This is a genomic window from Serratia sp. BNK-23 (genome assembly GCF_047456145.1).
Lineage (GTDB): Bacteria > Pseudomonadota > Gammaproteobacteria > Enterobacterales > Enterobacteriaceae > Serratia > Serratia nematodiphila.
Map to the genome: position 1 here is coordinate 3,080,180 of NZ_CP179900.1, position 17,120 is coordinate 3,097,299.

The 17,120-nt window shown below is 59.7% G+C and carries 17 protein-coding genes and 1 tRNA gene; 12 read left to right on the plus strand and 6 right to left on the minus strand.

Annotation, left to right across the window (positions count from 1 at the left end; translation table 11 throughout):
* Positions 1 to 4 precede the first annotated feature (4 nt).
* Entirely contained in the window at positions 5 to 1,018 is a 1,014-nt protein-coding gene (locus tag ACMGF9_RS14715; RefSeq protein ID WP_131164387.1) for an Ldh family oxidoreductase, read from the plus strand.
* 45 nt (positions 1,019 to 1,063) lie between these two features.
* On the opposite strand, the gene ACMGF9_RS14720 is transcribed toward ACMGF9_RS14715, so the two are convergent.
* The 3 genes from ACMGF9_RS14720 to ACMGF9_RS14730 form a co-directional block, all read right to left on the minus strand.
* On the minus strand, positions 1,064 to 1,744 hold the full coding sequence (locus ACMGF9_RS14720) for a hypothetical protein (protein WP_004927990.1): 681 nt from the start codon (positions 1,742 to 1,744) through the stop codon (positions 1,064 to 1,066).
* A gap of 177 nt (positions 1,745 to 1,921) precedes the next feature.
* Entirely contained in the window at positions 1,922 to 2,350 is a 429-nt protein-coding gene (locus tag ACMGF9_RS14725; RefSeq protein ID WP_004927993.1) for a universal stress protein, read from the minus strand.
* Between the two features lie 180 nt (positions 2,351 to 2,530).
* On the minus strand, positions 2,531 to 3,247 hold the full coding sequence (locus tag ACMGF9_RS14730) for a LuxR family transcriptional regulator (protein WP_004927994.1): 717 nt from the start codon (positions 3,245 to 3,247) through the stop codon (positions 2,531 to 2,533).
* 335 nt (positions 3,248 to 3,582) lie between these two features.
* Here ACMGF9_RS14730 and ACMGF9_RS14735 point away from each other — a divergent pair, with 335 nt between their 5' ends.
* The 7 genes from ACMGF9_RS14735 (at position 3,583) to ACMGF9_RS14765 (ending at position 10,675) form a co-directional block, all read left to right on the plus strand.
* On the plus strand, positions 3,583 to 5,112 hold the full coding sequence (locus ACMGF9_RS14735) for a 3-hydroxyacyl-CoA dehydrogenase NAD-binding domain-containing protein (RefSeq protein ID WP_414160297.1): 1,530 nt from the start codon (positions 3,583 to 3,585) through the stop codon (positions 5,110 to 5,112).
* 9 nt (positions 5,113 to 5,121) lie between these two features.
* Complete coding sequence (locus ACMGF9_RS14740) at positions 5,122 to 6,333, plus strand: acetyl-CoA C-acyltransferase (RefSeq protein WP_021504868.1); 1,212 nt, start codon at positions 5,122 to 5,124, stop codon at positions 6,331 to 6,333.
* A 15-nt stretch (positions 6,334 to 6,348) separates the two neighbouring features.
* Positions 6,349 to 7,560, plus strand: coding sequence for a 5-aminolevulinate synthase (hemA, locus tag ACMGF9_RS14745; RefSeq protein WP_088381459.1), 1,212 nt, complete (start codon positions 6,349 to 6,351; stop codon positions 7,558 to 7,560).
* Positions 7,557 to 8,729, plus strand: coding sequence for an MFS transporter (locus tag ACMGF9_RS14750; protein ID WP_015377389.1), 1,173 nt, complete (start codon positions 7,557 to 7,559; stop codon positions 8,727 to 8,729). The genes hemA and ACMGF9_RS14750 overlap by 4 nt, the downstream gene beginning before the upstream one ends.
* Entirely contained in the window at positions 8,722 to 9,441 is a 720-nt protein-coding gene (locus tag ACMGF9_RS14755; RefSeq protein ID WP_004928009.1) for an enoyl-CoA hydratase-related protein, read from the plus strand. The genes ACMGF9_RS14750 and ACMGF9_RS14755 overlap by 8 nt, the downstream gene beginning before the upstream one ends.
* Positions 9,442 to 9,564: 123 nt before the next feature.
* Positions 9,565 to 10,131 carry a GNAT family N-acetyltransferase gene (locus tag ACMGF9_RS14760; RefSeq protein WP_015377388.1) on the plus strand — a complete coding sequence of 189 codons (567 nt, stop codon included), beginning with the start codon at positions 9,565 to 9,567 and terminating at the stop codon, positions 10,129 to 10,131.
* Positions 10,106 to 10,675 carry a hypothetical protein gene (locus ACMGF9_RS14765; protein WP_239507756.1) on the plus strand — a complete coding sequence of 190 codons (570 nt, stop codon included), beginning with the start codon at positions 10,106 to 10,108 and terminating at the stop codon, positions 10,673 to 10,675. The genes ACMGF9_RS14760 and ACMGF9_RS14765 overlap by 26 nt, the downstream gene beginning before the upstream one ends.
* Before the next feature lie 111 nt (positions 10,676 to 10,786).
* Here the strand turns inward: ACMGF9_RS14765 and ACMGF9_RS14770 are convergent, their stop codons facing one another.
* The gene (locus ACMGF9_RS14770) at positions 10,787 to 11,089 is read right to left on the minus strand and encodes a putative quinol monooxygenase (protein WP_015377386.1); all 303 of its coding nucleotides are present in this window, start codon (positions 11,087 to 11,089) and stop codon (positions 10,787 to 10,789) included.
* A gap of 452 nt (positions 11,090 to 11,541) precedes the next feature.
* Between ACMGF9_RS14770 and ACMGF9_RS14775 the strand changes: the two genes are divergently transcribed.
* On the plus strand, positions 11,542 to 12,780 hold the full coding sequence (locus ACMGF9_RS14775) for an MFS transporter (protein WP_226883002.1): 1,239 nt from the start codon (positions 11,542 to 11,544) through the stop codon (positions 12,778 to 12,780).
* A gap of 74 nt (positions 12,781 to 12,854) precedes the next feature.
* Positions 12,855 to 13,358: a DedA family protein gene (locus ACMGF9_RS14780; protein ID WP_076740357.1), complete on the plus strand. Its 504-nt coding sequence runs from the start codon at positions 12,855 to 12,857 to the stop codon at positions 13,356 to 13,358.
* Positions 13,359 to 13,578: 220 nt separating this feature from the next.
* On the opposite strand, the gene ACMGF9_RS14785 is transcribed toward ACMGF9_RS14780, so the two are convergent.
* Positions 13,579 to 13,654: transfer RNA gene (locus ACMGF9_RS14785), tRNA-Lys, on the minus strand.
* 350 nt (positions 13,655 to 14,004) lie between these two features.
* On the opposite strand from ACMGF9_RS14785, the gene cycA reads away from it, so the two are divergent.
* The gene (gene cycA, locus ACMGF9_RS14790) at positions 14,005 to 15,405 is read left to right on the plus strand and encodes a D-serine/D-alanine/glycine transporter (RefSeq protein ID WP_028128006.1); all 1,401 of its coding nucleotides are present in this window, start codon (positions 14,005 to 14,007) and stop codon (positions 15,403 to 15,405) included.
* 48 nt (positions 15,406 to 15,453) lie between these two features.
* Here cycA and ACMGF9_RS14795 read toward each other — a convergent pair whose 3' ends face one another.
* Entirely contained in the window at positions 15,454 to 16,377 is a 924-nt protein-coding gene (locus tag ACMGF9_RS14795; RefSeq protein ID WP_015377382.1) for a DMT family transporter, read from the minus strand.
* 67 nt (positions 16,378 to 16,444) lie between these two features.
* On the opposite strand from ACMGF9_RS14795, the gene ACMGF9_RS14800 reads away from it, so the two are divergent.
* Entirely contained in the window at positions 16,445 to 17,020 is a 576-nt protein-coding gene (locus tag ACMGF9_RS14800; RefSeq protein WP_015377381.1) for a helix-turn-helix domain-containing protein, read from the plus strand.
* Positions 17,021 to 17,120: the final 100 nt, after the last annotated feature.

The following is a 17,120-nucleotide window of genomic DNA, read 5'->3' on the forward strand; positions in this document are numbered from 1 at the left end:
CGAAATGACATCCATGCATGTGCTGTCGCTGGAACAGGCTTATCAACTGGCGTTGCGTACGCTGCGCAGCAACGGTTTCAATCAGGCGCATGCCGAGGCGGTGGCGCAAAATGTCACCCAGGGCGAACGCGACGGCTGCGCTTCTCACGGGCTGTACCGGCTGTTGGGCTGCGTGCGATCGCTGCGGGCAGGCAAGGTTTCTGCCGATGCGATGCCCAGATTGCTCGACCAGGCGCCGGCCATCTTGCGCGCCGACGCCGGCGGTGCGTTTTCCCTGCTGGCCTACCGCACCGCTCTGCCGGCCTTTATCGAGAAAGTGCGCACCAACGGTGTCGCCGCGCTGGCGATCAACCGCTGCGTGCATTTCTCCGCGCTGTGGGCCGATATCGAACCGCTGACCGAGCAGGGGTTGGTGGCCTTGGCCTGCACGCCCAGCCACGCCTGGGTGACGCCGGCCGGCGGTTCGCGACCGCTCTTCGGCACCAACCCCATCGCCTTCGGCTGGCCGCGTCCGGATCGGCCGCCGTTTTTGTTCGACATGGCCACCAGCGCGGCAGCGCGCGGCGAAATCGAATTACACCGCCGCGCCGGCACCCCGCTGCCTGAAGGCTGGGGCATTGATAAGGCAGGCAACCCGTCCACCGATGCCGCCAGCGTGTTGGAGGGCGCGATGCTGACCTTCGGCGGGCATAAGGGCTCGGCGCTGGCGGCAATGGTTGAATTGCTGGCAGGGCCGCTGATCGGCGATATGACCAGCAAGGAATCGCTGGCCTATGACGATGGCACCGGTTCGTCGCCTTACGGTGGTGAGCTGGTCATCGCGTTGGATCCCGAGCGTTTTCTCGGTGCGGATAAGGCGAAATATTTCGCCGGAGCGGAGGCGATGTTTGCCGATATGCAGGCGCAAGGCGCCCGCATCCCCGGCGAACGCCGTTATCGGCAACGGCGCCAGAGCGAGCAATACGGCGTGGAAATCCCCAAGGCGTTGTACGACGAAATAGTGGCGCTGTGCGATTAACGCTGGATTTATGCCCCGCGCCGGCAACCCGGCGCGGGGAGAGGCTTATCCAGCCTGAGCCATGTCGCTGTGCAGGCGCTTGCGCCATACCGGTTTGGTGTCCCAGCGTGCGAAGTGTTTCGCCTCTTTACCCGGCTGCACCTGATGCCACATGTCTTCTTGCCACCGGATCGGTTCCTTTCCTCGCAACGTTGGGCGGGTCTGTTTAATCGTCCGTTGCAAGACGTCTGCTTCTTCCGCAGTAATGGGCGGCGCCTGTCTGGCGGCGTCCAGCGCACGGCTTCCCAGCGGCGCCATCACCTGATACAACACGTTGACCTGCTGCAGCGTCGCTTGCTGATTAGTGCTCATCCCCTTACCCGACCAACCGTCGAAGTTTTCACCGGGATCGTCCCCCTGCGCGCGATACTCATTACCTGGCCCCTCGACGATATTCCATCCTTGCCAGGTAACCAGAGTGTGTAATCCATCGCGATCCTGCAGGTTTTTATTCTGGATCTGTTTGAGCACCGCGGCGCGGTTTGGCACACCGATCAGATTCATAAACTCGTCCAGCGCGTTCCAATGCTGCCCCGCCACCAAACCATTCCAGACATTACGCAAACAGTTCCAGGGAATGGTGTGGTGCCAGGTTAGCGTGATAAGCGGTTTGGTTGACGCATGTTGCCAACGGCTCGGTTCACTGCCCCGATCGCCTCTGATAATCCCATCGACTTCTAATGGCATAGCTGCCCCTCTTCTGGCTGAAATGAAAAATATGCGCAAGGCCGGTGGCCCGGTTGGCATAAAAACGTCAGCTAAAATCGTAGCAGTTCAGACTGGGATGGCAATAAAACGCAAAGCACGCTCTGCAGCCGGCCGGTAACCGCAGAACGTGCCCGAAAACGGTGAGTTTAAGATGAATTATCTGACCACCATCACCGAAATATTGGCATGGCGAACGATAGCGGCGGCATTGGACCCCAGCAGATAGGTTTTCACGCTCGGGCGACGCGAACCGATGATGATCAGATCGGCGTCGATCTCTTCCGCCAGTTCCAACACCTGATCGCGTGCAGAACCGAAGCTGACGGTGTAATTGAGGCGATCCAACGGCAGATCGATTTCCGACATGATTTTCTTCAGTCTATCCACCGCCTTCACCTCCGCCTGATTCTCAAACTCCTTGAGGCCGAACGAATAGGCAGTAACAAAAGCCGAGGCATCCGGCAGCGCATGGAAGAAATGCACTTTAGCGCCGGACATCTTCGCCAAATATTCCACATGCTTCAGCGCATGCTCGGTCAACAGATCCTCTTCAATATCGATCGGCACTAAAATAGTTTTGTACATATCACGTCCTTTCTATGTAAACCGGGTGCCAACAGAATACTGCCGCGCACGGGCGCGGTGAATCGCTTTATCACGCTTTTGTGATCGAGTGGTAAATACTGACAAGGATAGTTTTTAATTTAACAAAATATAAACATTACACCGATAACGGATAGGCGATTAATTATTTATTACTCGAGATTAAATTAGCTGTAAATAAACCGCTTTGGCGGTAGCGGCGGTCTTATTGGCGACAGAAAGCTTTTTAATCGAGTTGCCGATGTGGAAATTGATCGTGCGCTCGCTCACCCCCATCAACAACGCGATCTCTTCCGCCGTTTTCCCTTCGCTGCTCCAGCGTAAAATGTCTTTTTCGCGCAGCGTCAACACATCTTTTATCGCGTCATCATTCACCGATATCAAGGCCTCCCGCAGCGTTTTATGGGCGGTTTGCGCCAGCCAAAGGAAAAAAGTTTCATTTGCCGCACGCGCTTGCGGCGTTTGCTCAGGTAGCGCTTTACCGGCAAACGTCAGGATCCCCAACCTGCCATAGCAATCCTTGACCGACTGCGACCAACCGGCGCACAAGCCGAATTGCGCCATACGCCGCCAAAGCGTCGGCCGCTCATGATAAAAGCTTTCGTCCCACTGAAACTGCAGCGTGGAATGGTGAGCACGCTCAATAACCGGATCCTGCAAATATACCCGCTGCCGCCGATAATCCTCGAGATAGTTCGTTGAAATATTCCCTTCGATCAGCATCTTGGGGCTGCTGGCCGGATAACAGGAAAACACGATGTAGGAGAAATAATCAAACCCCAACGCCTCGGCGCAGGGCCCCAGCTGCGTCAGAAAGCATTCGCGATCGGCCAGGCTGCCAATCACCTCCGCCATGAGCCGTTGAGTGCGGGTATCCATAACGCAGGTTCTCCAGATAGCGATGCCGATTTATCGATAGGTCAGATTCACTATAGAATATCGCCGCCCGGCGCCAGTAGCCGTTTCATATAATAAAAAATACCAACGCTATAACGAAAACAGCTATTCCCCTTAAAATAAGCCTTTTTATTGCGCCGAACAGGAAAACTACGCGAATAGCATACTCTCCTCGACACGTAAACCTGTCATTTCTACCGTTAGACAGCCAGGACACCACCAATTACTTTCCAGACAGGCACCCAGTGCCGCCGTAAATCCAAAGAGATAATAAGCATTTGCGAATTTCGCGTGGCATACAGTGACGGGGATTTTCTATGGCAGAAAGTAATGCGGCAATTCAATCGGCTGCGATTATCGGCGCGGGAACGATGGGCAGAGGCATCGCTTATCTTTTCGCGCAAAAAGGCATTCCCACGATGCTTTATAATCGCAACGGCAATACCCTCAATCAAGCTCGCGAATATATCGCGCAAGACCTGAACAAGAAAGTCGAACAGGGCAAGATCGCGCTGCAGGATAAGGACGCGGTGCTGGCCAATCTGATGTTCACTTCCGTGTTTGAGGCCATCGCCGACAGCGAGCTGGTAATAGAAACCATCGCCGAGCAAGAACAAACCAAACTTGAGGTGCTGGCGGCCATCGCCGCGGTGGTCAAGCACGACACGCTGATCGCCACCAATACCTCCTCACTGTCGCTCAACAAGCTGGCAACTGCGGTGACGCACAGCGAACGCTTTATCGGTTTGCATTTTTTCAACCCCGCGCCGCTGATGAAGCTGATTGAAATCATTCCGGCCTACTTTACCGCGCACGCCACCACGGAACGCTGCCGCCAACTGGTGGCGGCGTTGGGGAAACGCGATGTCGTCTGCCAGGCCACGCCGGGGTTCATCGTCAATCGCATGGCCCGCCCCTACTACCTGGAAGGGTTCCGCCTGTTGGAAGAACATGTGGCGCGCGCGGCGCAGATCGACCGCGCCCTCAAGGCCGGCGGGCGCTTCCGCATGGGGCCGCTCGAGCTGACCGATTTTATCGGCCAAGACATTAACTATCAGGTCAGCCGGCAAATCTGGCAGGACATGCAATACGACCCGCGCTATACCCCTGGTCATCTGCAGCGTTCACTGGTCGATGCCGGTCTGTTGGGGAAAAAGAACGGCCGCTCCTATTTTGCCGCCGAAGAAACCGCCCCGCCGGTGACGGCCGCCAACAATGCAGACGTCGAGACGCTGCGCGTTTACGGCGAGCATCCTTTTTTTACCCTGTTGCAGCAGCGAGCCGCGCTTCAGTGGCCACAGCTGCGCGTGGAACAACGGCCGGCATTACCGGGGCTGGGAGCGGCCGTCCAGATCAATGACGCTTTCACCGTCAGCATCACCGATGGCCGCACGGCGAGCCAACTGGCCGAGCAGACGGCAGCGGATGCCTTTGTGATCGATGTCGCCCTGAACTACGCCGACACCACGTATCTGGTGGCAGCGCACAGCCGCCACGCTTCTGCGGCCAATAAGGCGCTGTTTTTACGCCTGCTGCACACGGCAATCCCGCAGGTTGAATTTATCAAGGACTCCCCGGCGCTTATCGTCGCCCGCGTCCTCAGCAGCCTGATCAATGAGTCGGTGATCATGGTGGAAAGCGGCGTCTGCAGCCGGGAAGACATCGATGTCGCCGCCGTCGCGGGCGTTAACTACGCCGGCGGCATTTTCGACTGGCTCGGCAAACTGGGGGAGAAAAACGTCAGGACGACGCTGAGCAATCTGGCGCAGCTGCTGCACGCGGCGCGCTATGCGCCGCATTACACCCTTCTGCACGCCGCGCAACCGGCGCTGACGACCACGCCTTAAGGATCCATGATGAGCATTAAAGATGACGGCGTTTATCTGATCGACGGCACGCGCACGGCGATCGGCGCCTATGGCGGCAGCCTGGCGCATACCCGCCCCGACGACATGGCGGCGACGATCATTCGCGGCCTGCTGCAGCGCCATCCGGCGGCGGAAGCAGATCTGGACGAAGTGGTCCTGGGCTGCGCCAACCAGTCCGGCGAAGACAACCGCAACGTCGCCCGCATGGCGGCGCTGCTTTCCGGGTTGGATCCGTCGGTGCCTGCCATCACCCTCAACCGCCTTTGCGCCTCCGGGTTGGATGCGGTGATCTACGCCGCGGCGAAAATCCGCAGCGGCCTCAGCGAACTGATTCTGGCCGGCGGTGTGGAAAGCATGAGCCGCGCGCCCTATGTGCTGAGCAAAGGCGAAACGCCGTTCGACAAAGGCGTGAAGCTGTACGACACCACGCTGGGGTGGCGCTTTGTTAACCCGCGGCTGGCGGAGCGCTACGGCAGCGATCCGCTGGGCATTACGGCGGAAAACGTAGCCCAACGGCAACATATCTCACGCGAGGAACAGGACCTGTTCGCGCTGGCCTCGCAGCAGAAGGCCCGCCGGGCGATCGACAGCGGCCGGCTGGCGCGGGAAATCACGCCCGTGGACGTGCCGGCCGATCGTAAAACGACCCGCACATTCGCGCAGGATGAATTTCCCCGGCTCAGCACGCTGCAACAGCTACAGGCGCTGAAACCGGCGTTCTCCGCCGGCGGTTCGGTCACGGCAGGCAACGCTTCCGGCATCAACGACGGCGCCGCCGCGCTGCTATTGGCTTCCGGTCGCTACGTGAAGCGCCAGGGGTGGCAACCGCTGGCGGAGATCGGCGACAGCGCGGCCGCCGGCGTGGAACCGGCGCTGATGGGGCTGGGGCCGATCGCCTCCACCGAGCGCTTGCTGCAGCGCGGCGGCTTCACCTTGAACGACTTCGACATCATCGAGATTAACGAAGCGTTCGCCTCACAGGTTCTGGCGGCGCTGAAACACTGGCGTATCGGCGCCAACGACGCGCGGGTCAACCCGAACGGCGGCGCCATCGCGCTCGGTCATCCGCTGGGGATGTCCGGCGCGCGCCTGGTGCTGTCGGCAGCGCTGGAATTACGCGACCAACAGGCGAACAACGCATTGGTGACGATGTGCGTCGGCGTCGGTCAGGGGCTGTCATTAAACCTTAAAGCCGTTTAACACAAGGAACATACGATGAGCGTACTGAACATTCTTGAAGAAAAGCTGGCGGAAACCAAAAAACAGGGGCGTTTTCGCGAGTTCCTCAACCTTGAACGCGGCGTGCAGGACAAACCCTGGGCCACCAGCCACGGCCATCACGGTGAGCGCCGTCTCAACGTCTGGTGCTCGAACGACTATCTGGCGATGAGCCACCACCCCAAAGTGCTGCTGGCCACCACCGATGCGGTTAATCGGGTCGGGCTGGGCACCTGCGGCGCCCGCAGCATTTCCGGCACCTCGGTCTACCACAGCGAGCTGGAAACGCTGCTGGCCAGCGCCTATGGCAAAGAGTCGGCGCTGCTGTTCACCACCGGTTTCGGCGCCAACGACGCCACCTTATCCACCCTGTGCGACGCCATTCCCGATCTGATCGTGTTCTCCGACGAGCTGAATCACGCCTCGATGATTTACGGTATCCGCTACAGCAAAGCGGAGAAAAAAATCTTCCGCCACAACGATGTGACACACCTCGCCGAGCTGCTGCAGGCCGCCGATCCGGCGCGGCCAAAGCTGATCGCTTTCGAGTCGCTGTATTCCATGGACGGTGACTTCGCCCCCCTGGCGCAGATCGTGGCGCTGGCGGAGCAGTACCAGGCGCTGACCTATCTCGACGAGATCCACTCCGCCGGCGTCTATGGCGAACGGGGGCTGGGCTACGCCGAACAACTGGGCCTGCTGGATAAAATCACCATTATTCAGGGCGGGTTCGGCAAATCTTACGGTGCGGCGGGCGGCTATATCGCCGCGCCCCGTTCGGTGGTGGAGGCGGTGCGCAGTTGGGCCCCGGCATTCGTCTTCAGCACCTCGTCGCCGGCGCCGGTGGTGGCCGCCGCGCTGGCCAGTTTTAAATACAACCTCGAGCATGACACCCAACGCAAACACCTGCTGGCGATCGTCGATCACCTGAAAACCGGCCTGCGCGCCGCCGGCATCCCGCTGGTGTCGGCAGACAGCCATATCCTGCCGCTGCTGGTCGGCGATCCGCACCGCAACAAACACATCAGTAAAGTGCTGCTCGATGAACACGATATTTACGTGCAACCGGTCAATGCACCGACGGTGCCCGCAGGCAGCGAGCGGCTGCGGGTGACGCCGACCTCGGCGCACTCCCATGCCGACGTGGAGACCTTCCTGGCGGCGCTGGGACGAGTCTGGGCGGCGAACGATCTGCGGAGGGCGGGATGAAGTTAGCGGATTATAACGGCCATCTGATCACGCTCTGTCTGATGGCGACCGGCACGTTCGCCATCGGCACCGACGCCTTTATCGTCGCCGGCGTGCTCAGCGACATTTCCGATACCTTTGCCGTCAGCCCCGCGCAAGCGGGGCAGTTGATATCGGTATTCGCGCTGGCTTATATGCTGTTCGCCCCTCTCACCGCCTGGCTGCTGGGCAACGTCAACCGCAAGCATATCCTGCAGTTGGCGCTGGTGCTGTTCATCGCCGGCAACCTGGCCTGCGCCTGGGCCACCAGCTACCTGCAGATCTCGTTCGGCAGAGTGCTGGCGGCATTGGGGGCGGCCTGTTACACGCCGCAGGCCGCCGCCGCCGCGGTAGGGCTGGTGGCGGAAAAACGCCGCGGCCTGGCCATTTCCATCGTCTATGGGGGTATGACGTTGGCTATTGCGCTCGGTATTCCGTTCGGCACCTTTCTCGCCAAACTGATCGGCTGGCGAGAAATCTTCCTGTTCATCGCCCTGCTGGGGGCAATTGCACTGCTGGGCCTGTCGCTGGCGCTGCGGGCCATTGCGCCACCGGGCAAGCATTCGCTGAAAGAGCGGCTCGCCCCGCTGCGGCAAAAGGCGGTGCTGACCACGCTACTGATCACCTTTTTTGCCGTTTGCTCGGAACACATCGTCTATAGCTACGTCAGCGTGTTGCTGAAAAACACCCAGTTCGGCCCGCAGGCGATCCTGCCCCTCGCGCTGCTGGTATTCGGCATTGGCGCGGTGATCGGCAATTTTGCCTCCGGCGCGTTAACCGATGCCCTCGGCAGCAAGTTCGTGCTGCTGTTTTCCGTGGCGATCCAGACGCTGTCCCTGTTTCTGCTGGCCTTCTATGTCACTTCCCCCTGGTGGGTGCTGGCCATCTTTCTGGTCTGGGGTATCACCGGCTGGATGTATCTGGTGCCGATCCAGCATCACCTGTTGTCGCTATCGAAACGCTTTGGCGCGCTGACCGTATCGCTCAACAGCTCGGTGCTGTACGCCGGCATCGCGGCGGGCGGCATGCTGGGCGGCCTGGCGCTCTATGCGCTGCCGGCCTATTACCTGCCGCTGTTTTCGCTGCCGCTCGGCGCCATCGCCCTGCTGCTGACGCTGATCTTTTTCCGCGGGGAGGCCAGCGATGAGTGAATCACCGCCGGTGCTTTACGAACGTTATGGCGCGCAGGTTGCGGTCATCACCCTCAATCGGCCGGAAAAAAAGAACGCCATCAACCTGCAGATGGCCGAGCTGATCCGCACCTACCTGCGGCAGGCAGATAACGATGACTCGGTGCGAGCGATCGTCCTGGCCGGTCAACCGGCGGTATTTTCCGCCGGCATGGATATCAACGCCTTTCATCAGGGTGAACTGCCCATCGTCACGCCGGAGGGGTTTGGCGGGCTGATCCATGCACAGATCGCCAAGGTGATCATCGCCGCCGTTGACGGCATCGCGTACGGGGGCGGATTTGAGCTGGCCCTGGCGTGCGATCTGATCGTCGCCGGCCAGAACGCACGCTTCAGCTTCCCCGAAACCGGGCTCGGGTTAGTCGCCGCACAAGGCGGGTGCGCGCGATTGCCGGCGCGTATTTCCCCCTATGTCGCGCTCGACTGGCTGCTGACCGGCAGAACCGTCGGCGCACAGGAAGCGTTGTCACACGGCGCCATTTCCCGCATCAGCGCAAGTTCGGCCCGGGAAGAAGCGTTGCGCATCGCCGAACAGATCGCCGGAAAAGATCTTGCCGCCAGCCAGGCGGTTAAGGCCATCGTGCGTCAGGGGCTGGCGCGGCAAGAAGCCCCCTCATTCGATTTTCAACAAGGCCCGGTCGAGCGCTTGCGTCAGGCTGCCGCCCGTCGATAATGCCCCTGCCGGTTCGCCTGAACCGGCATTTCCCGTTTGTCCTCCACCGCTCATTTTACACAGCCTGCCTGTCGGCGCTGGGCTACACTGCCGGTAGCCCTAATGCGCTGATAAGGAAAAACAATGCGCCATTTGCCTCTACAAACCCCCAGACTGATCCTGCGCCCGTTCACCGCCGACGATCTGCCCCACTTTACCGCCTACCGCAGCCACCCAGACGTGGCGCGCTATCAAAGCTGGAGCGACTACAGCGCCGCCGAGGCACAGGCCTTTTTCGCACAGCAACGGCAGCTCGAATTCAACCGTGACGACAGCTGGTTTCAACTGGCGGTCGAGCGCCGCGAAGACGGCGCGTTGCTGGGCGATGTCGCGGTCCATTTTTTCGATGAAGGGCGTCAGGCTGAACTGGGCGTGACCTTCGATCCGGTTCATCAGCGGCAAGGACAAGCGCGCGAGGCGCTAAGCGCCGTCATCGCCCTGCTGTTCGGGCCGCTGGCGAAACACCGCATTACCGCCGTGGTGGACGCGCGTAATCTTCGCGCCGCCGCGTTGTTCAGTAAGCTGGGCTTTCGCCGTGAGGCCTGTTGGCGGCAAAACGTGTTTTTCAAAGGCGCGTGGGGCGACGAATTCGGTTTCGCCCTGCTGCAAAACGAATGGCGGGAGAATGCAAAGCATGACGCTATTGAATAAATACCTTGGGCAATACCAGTTCTCGGAGCGGCATGCGATCGCCATCACCGCACCGCAGGCGCGGATCCTGGAGGCCGTGGCCGCTTATGATCCCAAGCACGATCGCTTTTTCCGCAGCATGATAGCGCTACGCGAATTGCCCGCGCGCCTGATGCCACGCGATAAACCCAGCCCGCCGCCGTTTGGCCTGCATAACTTTTGCCTGCTTGAGCAGGATGAAAGCGCGTTGGTCTATGGCCTGATCGGCCGATTTTGGCAGGCTGAATACGGCCTGGAGCAGGTCGCCGACGGGGCGGGGTTTCTTGCTTTCGCGCAGCCCGGCGTCGCCAAACTGGCGCTGGGTTATGTCGTGAGCCCCTCCGAGGGTGGGCGCTGTCGTCTGGTGACGGAAACGCGCATCTTCTGCCCCGACGACGCCAGCCGGCGGCGGTTTACCCCCTATTGGTATGCGATTCGCCTGGTAAGCGGGTTGATACGGCGCCGTATGTTGCGCGCCATTAAAACCGCCAGCGAAAAGCAGGCAGTGAATCATTCACCAAGCTGATTTATTTAAGAGCATTCTTAGAGAATGAAAATCATTATCAGCCTATTTTTTAAACACAACAAGATAGTAATGAGAAGCCATTGACCCCGCCCCCTGCGGGGATTTTTTCGCCTATTTATCGCCTGTTTCAGGAAATGCCTGCATAAACAGGAAGGTACAAGGCTTGCGCTGATAGTGGTTGATCTGCGGCACCAGCCGGGTGAAATGCTCGGTCTGACAATGCACATCCAGAGCGGCGCGATCCGGCCAGCTTTCGATAAAAATAAAATGCCCGGGATCCTGCTGGTCGATGCACAGTTCATAGCTGATGCACAGCGGCTCTTGACGGGTTTTCTCCACCAGTTCGCGATACCACGGCATAACGGTGTCAATGTGTTCCGGGTGGATAAAATCTTCAGCGATGACCTTCAGCATGTTGCGCTCCTGCATTCTGTTTTGCCGTGCCTCACCTTATCGTCCTCCCTCGCGAGATGAAAGCGCCACTCTCCAGTGTCTGTCACCGGGTTGCCAATTCGGTGATAGCGCACACAGATCTCGATCAAAGCGCTTGAACGCGCCCTGGCCCTGTGTGAACGTCTGATTAACAAAAAAGCAACATACCATTCACCATGGTGATGTCTGCATCAATCTGCCGACCCGATACGCGGCATTTTTTTCACCCCAAAAGGCCTGACCATTAGACCTTTAGGGTTTGCGAAAAAGGTCCGCTGTTACCGTCGTGTTGAGGGCAACGGCGCCAGGACGGTCCTTATGACCGACGCTTGTCATTCTCAGAAGAGAGGTTACCGCCAGTGAATCACGCCACCTATGCCGCTCCTGCGCTCAACGCCGCCATTCGCAAAACCTGGCGCAGACTGGTGCCCTTGATGTTCGCCATGTACTTCATCGCCTTTATCGACAGGGTTAACGTCGGCTTTGCCAAGGACGCGATGGCCATCGATATCGCGCTGTCGCAATCCGCCTTTGCCCTGGGCGCCGGGATATTTTTTGCCGCCTATGCGCTGTTCGGCATCCCGGCCAACCTGCTGATGAACCGCTGGGGCGCCAAACGCTGGCTCAGCGCCACCACCGCGCTGTGGGGGGCGCTGTCGGCCTGCACCGGGCTGGTGACCAATGAACAGCAATTTATCGTCCTGCGGTTTCTGCTGGGGATCGCCGAAGCCGGCTTTTACCCCGGCATCCTGCTGCTGGCGTCGATCTATTTTCCCAATAAGGTGCGCGCCTCGGTGATTGGCATTTTCGTGCTCGGCGTGCCGGCGGCGCTGACGCTCGGTTCACCGCTATCGGGGGCATTGCTGGAGATGCACGGCGTGTTGGGTAAACCCGGCTGGTTCTGGATGTTTGTGCTGGAAGGATTGCCGGCCGTCGTCCTCGGCGTTTTCGCCTTTTTCTATCTCGACGATAATCCACGGCAGGCGCGCTTTCTGACCGAGGAAGAACGCACGGCGCTGGTGGCACAATTGGCCGATGAACAGCAGCAGACCGAAACCAGCAGCGTCAAAGCGGCGATGAGCAGCGGCAAAGTTTGGCATCTGGCGTTGATCTACGGCACCCTGCAGATCGGCGTCTACGGCCTGATGTTTTTCCTGCCGTCGCAGGTCGCCTCGCTGATGGGCACCCATCTTGGCTTCAAGGCCTCGCTGGTGGCCGCCATTCCCTGGGCGTTCTCCGCGCTGGGCGTCTATTTCCTGCCGCGCTATGCCGACAGAAAAACCGCCAGACGATTACCGATCGCCGTCGGCTGCATGGTCGCGGCAGCGCTGGGTTTGGTGGTGTCTTCCTATGCCGGCCCTTTGCTCGCCATCGTCGCCCTGAGCTGTTGCGCAGTCAGTTTTCTGGCGGTACAGCCGATTTTCTGGACGTTTCCCGCCCAGGTGCTGACCGGCCCGGCGCTGGCGGCCGGCATCGGTTTTTGCACCACGCTTGGCGCCGCATTCAGCTTTTTAGCCCCGCTGATCCGCACCGAGGCGGAACAGCGTTTTCACAGCCCGCATGCCGGGCCGTTGGTGCTGGCTGCCTTTTCGCTGCTGTGCGCCACGCTGTTGTGGGCGCTCAGAAACCGGCGCACCGACGTGAGCAAGCAAGACGCGGAGATCGCCGGATAGCGGCGCGTTATTTAACCCTTATTGAACCTGCGGATGGGACACTGGCACTCAGCCCTCTCGCCCGCAGGTGTTAAATGGATGAATTGACGCACATTATCGCCAAATACAGTCCGGAACCGGAGATGTTGCTGCTACTGATTTTCCTGTTCGCGCTGGGAAAATCCGTGATCGTAGTGTCTTCCGCCCTGCCGCCCGCCTCGGTCACGCTGCTGATGGGCATCGTGGCGGGCAAGCATGCGCTGCCCATCGGCTCGGTTTGGGCAGCCATCGCCCTCGGCGCGGCGTTAGGCTCGATCCTGTCTTTCCACTTCGGCGCGCTGCTGTGCCGCCGCGATCTTGGCCGCCGGCTGCCGGCACGCTTTCACGCCCCGCTGCGCAAAGCGCAAAGCGCCTTGCAAAAGCGCGGGCTGCCGCTGCTGTTCGCCTCGCGTTTTCTGGCGGTGATGCGTTACACCGTGCCGCTGATGGCCGGCATGCTGCAACTGCCGGCGCGGCGCGTCTATGCCACCGCCGCGCTCTCGGCCGCCGTCTGGGCGCTGCTTTTGATGTCGACGGCGCATTTATTCCCCGTTTCCTGACCTGAAAGATTCTTGGGCAAATGGCCCGCCCCTACGCCGACGTTGCGCCAGCGCACAGCCTCCCTTGCCGTATAAAGTACGGTGCAACATTGCAGTTTGCGCCAGATCACCTTTCTGAACATCAGTCGAAAAATGCGAATTTTTTTGCAGAATGCGCGCTTAAAACGGCGCAATGCGGGAAGAAACGAAGAAAAGTCTGAGCGTAACACGCTGATTTGGTTGGTGGGTCGTACAGGGTTCGAACCTGTGACCAATTGATTAAGAGTCAACTGCTCTACCGACTGAGCTAACGACCCAACGCGGTAAATTGTCCTCCTCGTCGGAGGCGCTGTCAAACGCTTACACCCATTACTTTTTCTCATGCGAATTTTACAACCCTTTGTTTAATCAACGAGATAAGCCGCATAAGGTCTGTTAATCCCACCGTTTGAAGAGTAATCTTCCGCTCCCTGAACGTCCGATTTGCCTCCTCTCGTGTAAAGATTGATCGACTTTTATCCCGCGTATAAATGTTGTAAACATGTTGCACAAAGGTGGCGTTATTGCACTACCTTACTAAAGCCGGATCAACCGGATAAATGTATAAAAAAGAGCCACTTCAGAGCTCGCGACTTCACTAATGACAGGTAAAACAGGACATCATCAGATGGTAGATCACTCTAAAATAGCGACTGACGCGACGCCCGCTTCAGAAGATCATCTACGGCGAAACCTCACTAACCGACATATTCAACTGATCGCCATCGGCGGCGCCATCGGCACCGGCCTGTTTATGGGTTCCGGTAAAACCATCAGCCTGGCCGGCCCCTCGATCATCTTCGTGTACATGATCATCGGCTTTATGCTGTTCTTCGTGATGCGCGCCATGGGCGAGCTGCTGCTGTCCAACCTGGAGTACAAATCGTTCAGCGATTTCGCCGCGGATCTGCTCGGCCCGTGGGCCGGTTTCTTCACCGGCTGGACCTACTGGTTCTGCTGGGTGGTCACCGGCATTGCCGACGTCGTGGCGATCACCGCCTACGCCCAGTTCTGGTTCCCCGAGCTGTCACAGTGGATCGCTTCACTGCTGTGCGTGCTGTTGCTGCTCGGCCTTAATCTGGCGACGGTGAAAATGTTCGGCGAAATGGAGTTTTGGTTTGCGATGATTAAAATCGTCGCCATCGTCGGGCTGATCGTCGCCGGGCTGGTGATGATCGCCATGCAGTTCCAGTCGCCGACCGGCACCGTAGCCTCATTCACCCATCTGTGGAATGACGGCGGCATGTTCCCGAAAGGCATCAGCGGCTTCTTCGCCGGCTTCCAGATCGCGGTATTCGCCTTCGTCGGCATTGAGCTGGTGGGCACCACCGCCGCGGAAACCAAGGATCCGGAGAAGTCGCTGCCGCGCGCCATCAACTCGATTCCGATCCGCATCATCATGTTCTACGTGTTCGCCCTGATCGTCATCATGTCGGTAACGCCGTGGAACTCCGTGGTGCCTGACAAGAGCCCGTTCGTTGAGCTGTTCGTGCTGATCGGCCTGCCGGCCGCGGCCAGCGTAATCAACTTCGTGGTACTGACCTCCGCCGCCTCTTCCGCCAACAGCGGCGTGTTCTCCACCAGCCGCATGCTGTTCGGGCTGGCGCAGGAAGGCGACGCGCCGAAATCGTTCGCTAACCTGTCCAAGCGCGCGGTGCCGGCCAACGGCCTCACCTTCTCCTGTATCTGCCTGCTGGGCGGCGTGGTGCTGATTTACCTGATCCCGAACGTGATGACGGTCTTCACTCTGGTGACCACCGTATCGGCGATTCTGTTCATGTTCGTCTGGACCATCATTTTGTGCTCATACCTGGTCTACCGTAAACGACGCCCGGCGCTGCACCAGAAATCGATCTACAAAATGCCTGCCGGCAAACTGATGTGCTGGGTGTGCATGGCGTTCTTCGTGTTCGTGCTGGTGCTGCTGTCGCTGCGCGAAGACACCCGCCAGGCGCTGATCGTCACCCCGCTGTGGTTCATCGTGCTCGGCCTGTCTTACGTGTTCCTGCGCAAGAAGAAAACCGCGTGATGCAAAAAGGGGCGGATCTCTCCGCCCTTTTCTTTTTACGCCTCTGCGCTAATCCGCTTCCGTCGCCACCGCCGCTTTATCCTTGCGTCGCACGCGCAGCTCGCTGACCACCACCCCAATCACGATCAACGCGCCCCCCAATAGCGCCACGCCCGGTAAACGCTCACCGGCGAGCCGCCCGACGATGCCCGCCCAGACCGGTTCACCGGCGTAGATCACCGTAGCGCGCGTGGGTGAAACGCTGCGCTGCGCCCAGTTCATGGTCAGCTGAATCAACGCGCTGGCCAGCCCCAGCCCTATGGCGCTGTACAGCAGGTAATCCGAATACGGCGGCGGCGACTCGCCGGTCGGCGCCATCATCAAAAATGAGGCCAGCGAGGCGGTCGCCAGCTGTACTATGGTCACCCGGCGGATATTCACCTTGCCGGCGAAAGCGCCGATGAGGATGATCTCTGCCGCCATGCCCAGCGTGCCGGCCAGCGTCAGAATTTCGCCGAGGCTCAGCGTCATGTCGGTGCTGCTCGGCGCCGCCAGCAGCATCAGGCCGGTAAAGGCCAGCAGAATACCGATCCACGACATGATGCCGGGGAACCGCCCCAGCACCAGCCATTGCAACAGCGGCACGATCGGCACATACATGGCGGTGATGAACGCCGACTGGCTGCTGGTGATGGTCTGCAGGCCGACGGTTTGCATGCTATAGCCGAACATGATCGCCAGCCCGATCAGCACGCCCGCCTTCAGTTCATACAGGGTCAGGCCGCGCAGCACGCGCAGCGAAAACAGCGTCAACGCCAGCGTGGCGGTGGCGAAACGCAGGCCGACAAAAAAGAACGGCCCGCTGACTTGCATCGCGTGGTGCACCGCCAAAAAGGTGCCGCCCCAGATCATGGTGATGAAAATCAACACCGCTTCCGGCAGCCTGATCTGCGGAACCACGGCGGAAATAAAGGATTTTTTTGCTGCTGACACCGGCTTGCCCTTCCTGCTGAGTGCAATATAATGCACAGATCCTGCCAGTATGAGATAAAGTCCGGCGATGAGCAATACGGCGCATAACGCGAAAACCGATCCCCCCAAAGTGCTGCAGTATCTGAGCAGCAATCTGCGCGGCTACCGCCAACAGGCGGGCCTGAGCCAGATGGCGCTGGCCGAACTTTCCGGCGTCAGCCGCCGCATGCTGGCGGGCATCGAGGCCGGCGATCGCAACGTCAGCCTGGCGGTGCTCGACAAGATTGCCGCCGCCCTGGCGATTTCCTTTACCGATCTGATCCAGGCGCCGGAAGCGCGCGGCAGCCATCTGGTAGGGGAACTGGCCTGGCAAGGCGCACAGCCGGGCAGCCAGGCGCTGTTCGCCGCCAGCGTGCCGGCGCGCCAACGGGCCGAGCTGTGGGAATGGACGCTGATGCCGGGCGAGCGCTATGACTCGGCGCCGGACGCCGAAGGCTGGAGCGAGATGATCTATGTGATTGCCGGCACCCTGACGCTGGAACTGGAACAAGGCACGCTGACCCTTTCCGCCGGCGCCGCGCAAACCTTCAACAGCGATCAACGTTACGCTTACGCCAACCACGGCGATCTCCCGCTGCGCTTTATTCGCAACGTCGCCTTCTGACTGCCCGCCAGCCCGCGCCGGCGGCGGATGTCGTGTCGCTGTCGTGCCGCTGTCGTGGCGCCGCCACCCCGCGCCTCCTACACTGGATGACAGTGACAGC

Excerpts from the sequence above, each read along its gene's own strand:
- ACMGF9_RS14715 (WP_131164387.1), top strand. The coding sequence starts at position 5 with ATGACATCCATGCATGTGCTGTCGCTGGAACAGGCTTATCAACTGGCG.
- ACMGF9_RS14720 (WP_004927990.1), bottom strand. The coding sequence starts at position 1,744 with ATGCCATTAGAAGTCGATGGGATTATCAGAGGCGATCGGGGCAGTGAA.
- ACMGF9_RS14725 (WP_004927993.1), bottom strand. The coding sequence starts at position 2,350 with ATGTACAAAACTATTTTAGTGCCGATCGATATTGAAGAGGATCTGTTG.
- ACMGF9_RS14730 (WP_004927994.1), bottom strand. The coding sequence starts at position 3,247 with ATGGATACCCGCACTCAACGGCTCATGGCGGAGGTGATTGGCAGCCTG.
- ACMGF9_RS14735 (WP_414160297.1), top strand. The coding sequence starts at position 3,583 with ATGGCAGAAAGTAATGCGGCAATTCAATCGGCTGCGATTATCGGCGCG.
- ACMGF9_RS14740 (WP_021504868.1), top strand. The coding sequence starts at position 5,122 with ATGAGCATTAAAGATGACGGCGTTTATCTGATCGACGGCACGCGCACG.
- hemA (WP_088381459.1), top strand. The coding sequence starts at position 6,349 with ATGAGCGTACTGAACATTCTTGAAGAAAAGCTGGCGGAAACCAAAAAA.
- ACMGF9_RS14750 (WP_015377389.1), top strand. The coding sequence starts at position 7,557 with ATGAAGTTAGCGGATTATAACGGCCATCTGATCACGCTCTGTCTGATG.
- ACMGF9_RS14755 (WP_004928009.1), top strand. The coding sequence starts at position 8,722 with ATGAGTGAATCACCGCCGGTGCTTTACGAACGTTATGGCGCGCAGGTT.
- ACMGF9_RS14760 (WP_015377388.1), top strand. The coding sequence starts at position 9,565 with ATGCGCCATTTGCCTCTACAAACCCCCAGACTGATCCTGCGCCCGTTC.
- ACMGF9_RS14765 (WP_239507756.1), top strand. The coding sequence starts at position 10,106 with ATGCAAAGCATGACGCTATTGAATAAATACCTTGGGCAATACCAGTTC.
- ACMGF9_RS14770 (WP_015377386.1), bottom strand. The coding sequence starts at position 11,089 with ATGCTGAAGGTCATCGCTGAAGATTTTATCCACCCGGAACACATTGAC.
- ACMGF9_RS14775 (WP_226883002.1), top strand. The coding sequence starts at position 11,542 with ATGTTCGCCATGTACTTCATCGCCTTTATCGACAGGGTTAACGTCGGC.
- ACMGF9_RS14780 (WP_076740357.1), top strand. The coding sequence starts at position 12,855 with ATGGATGAATTGACGCACATTATCGCCAAATACAGTCCGGAACCGGAG.
- cycA (WP_028128006.1), top strand. The coding sequence starts at position 14,005 with ATGGTAGATCACTCTAAAATAGCGACTGACGCGACGCCCGCTTCAGAA.
- ACMGF9_RS14800 (WP_015377381.1), top strand. The coding sequence starts at position 16,445 with ATGAGCAATACGGCGCATAACGCGAAAACCGATCCCCCCAAAGTGCTG.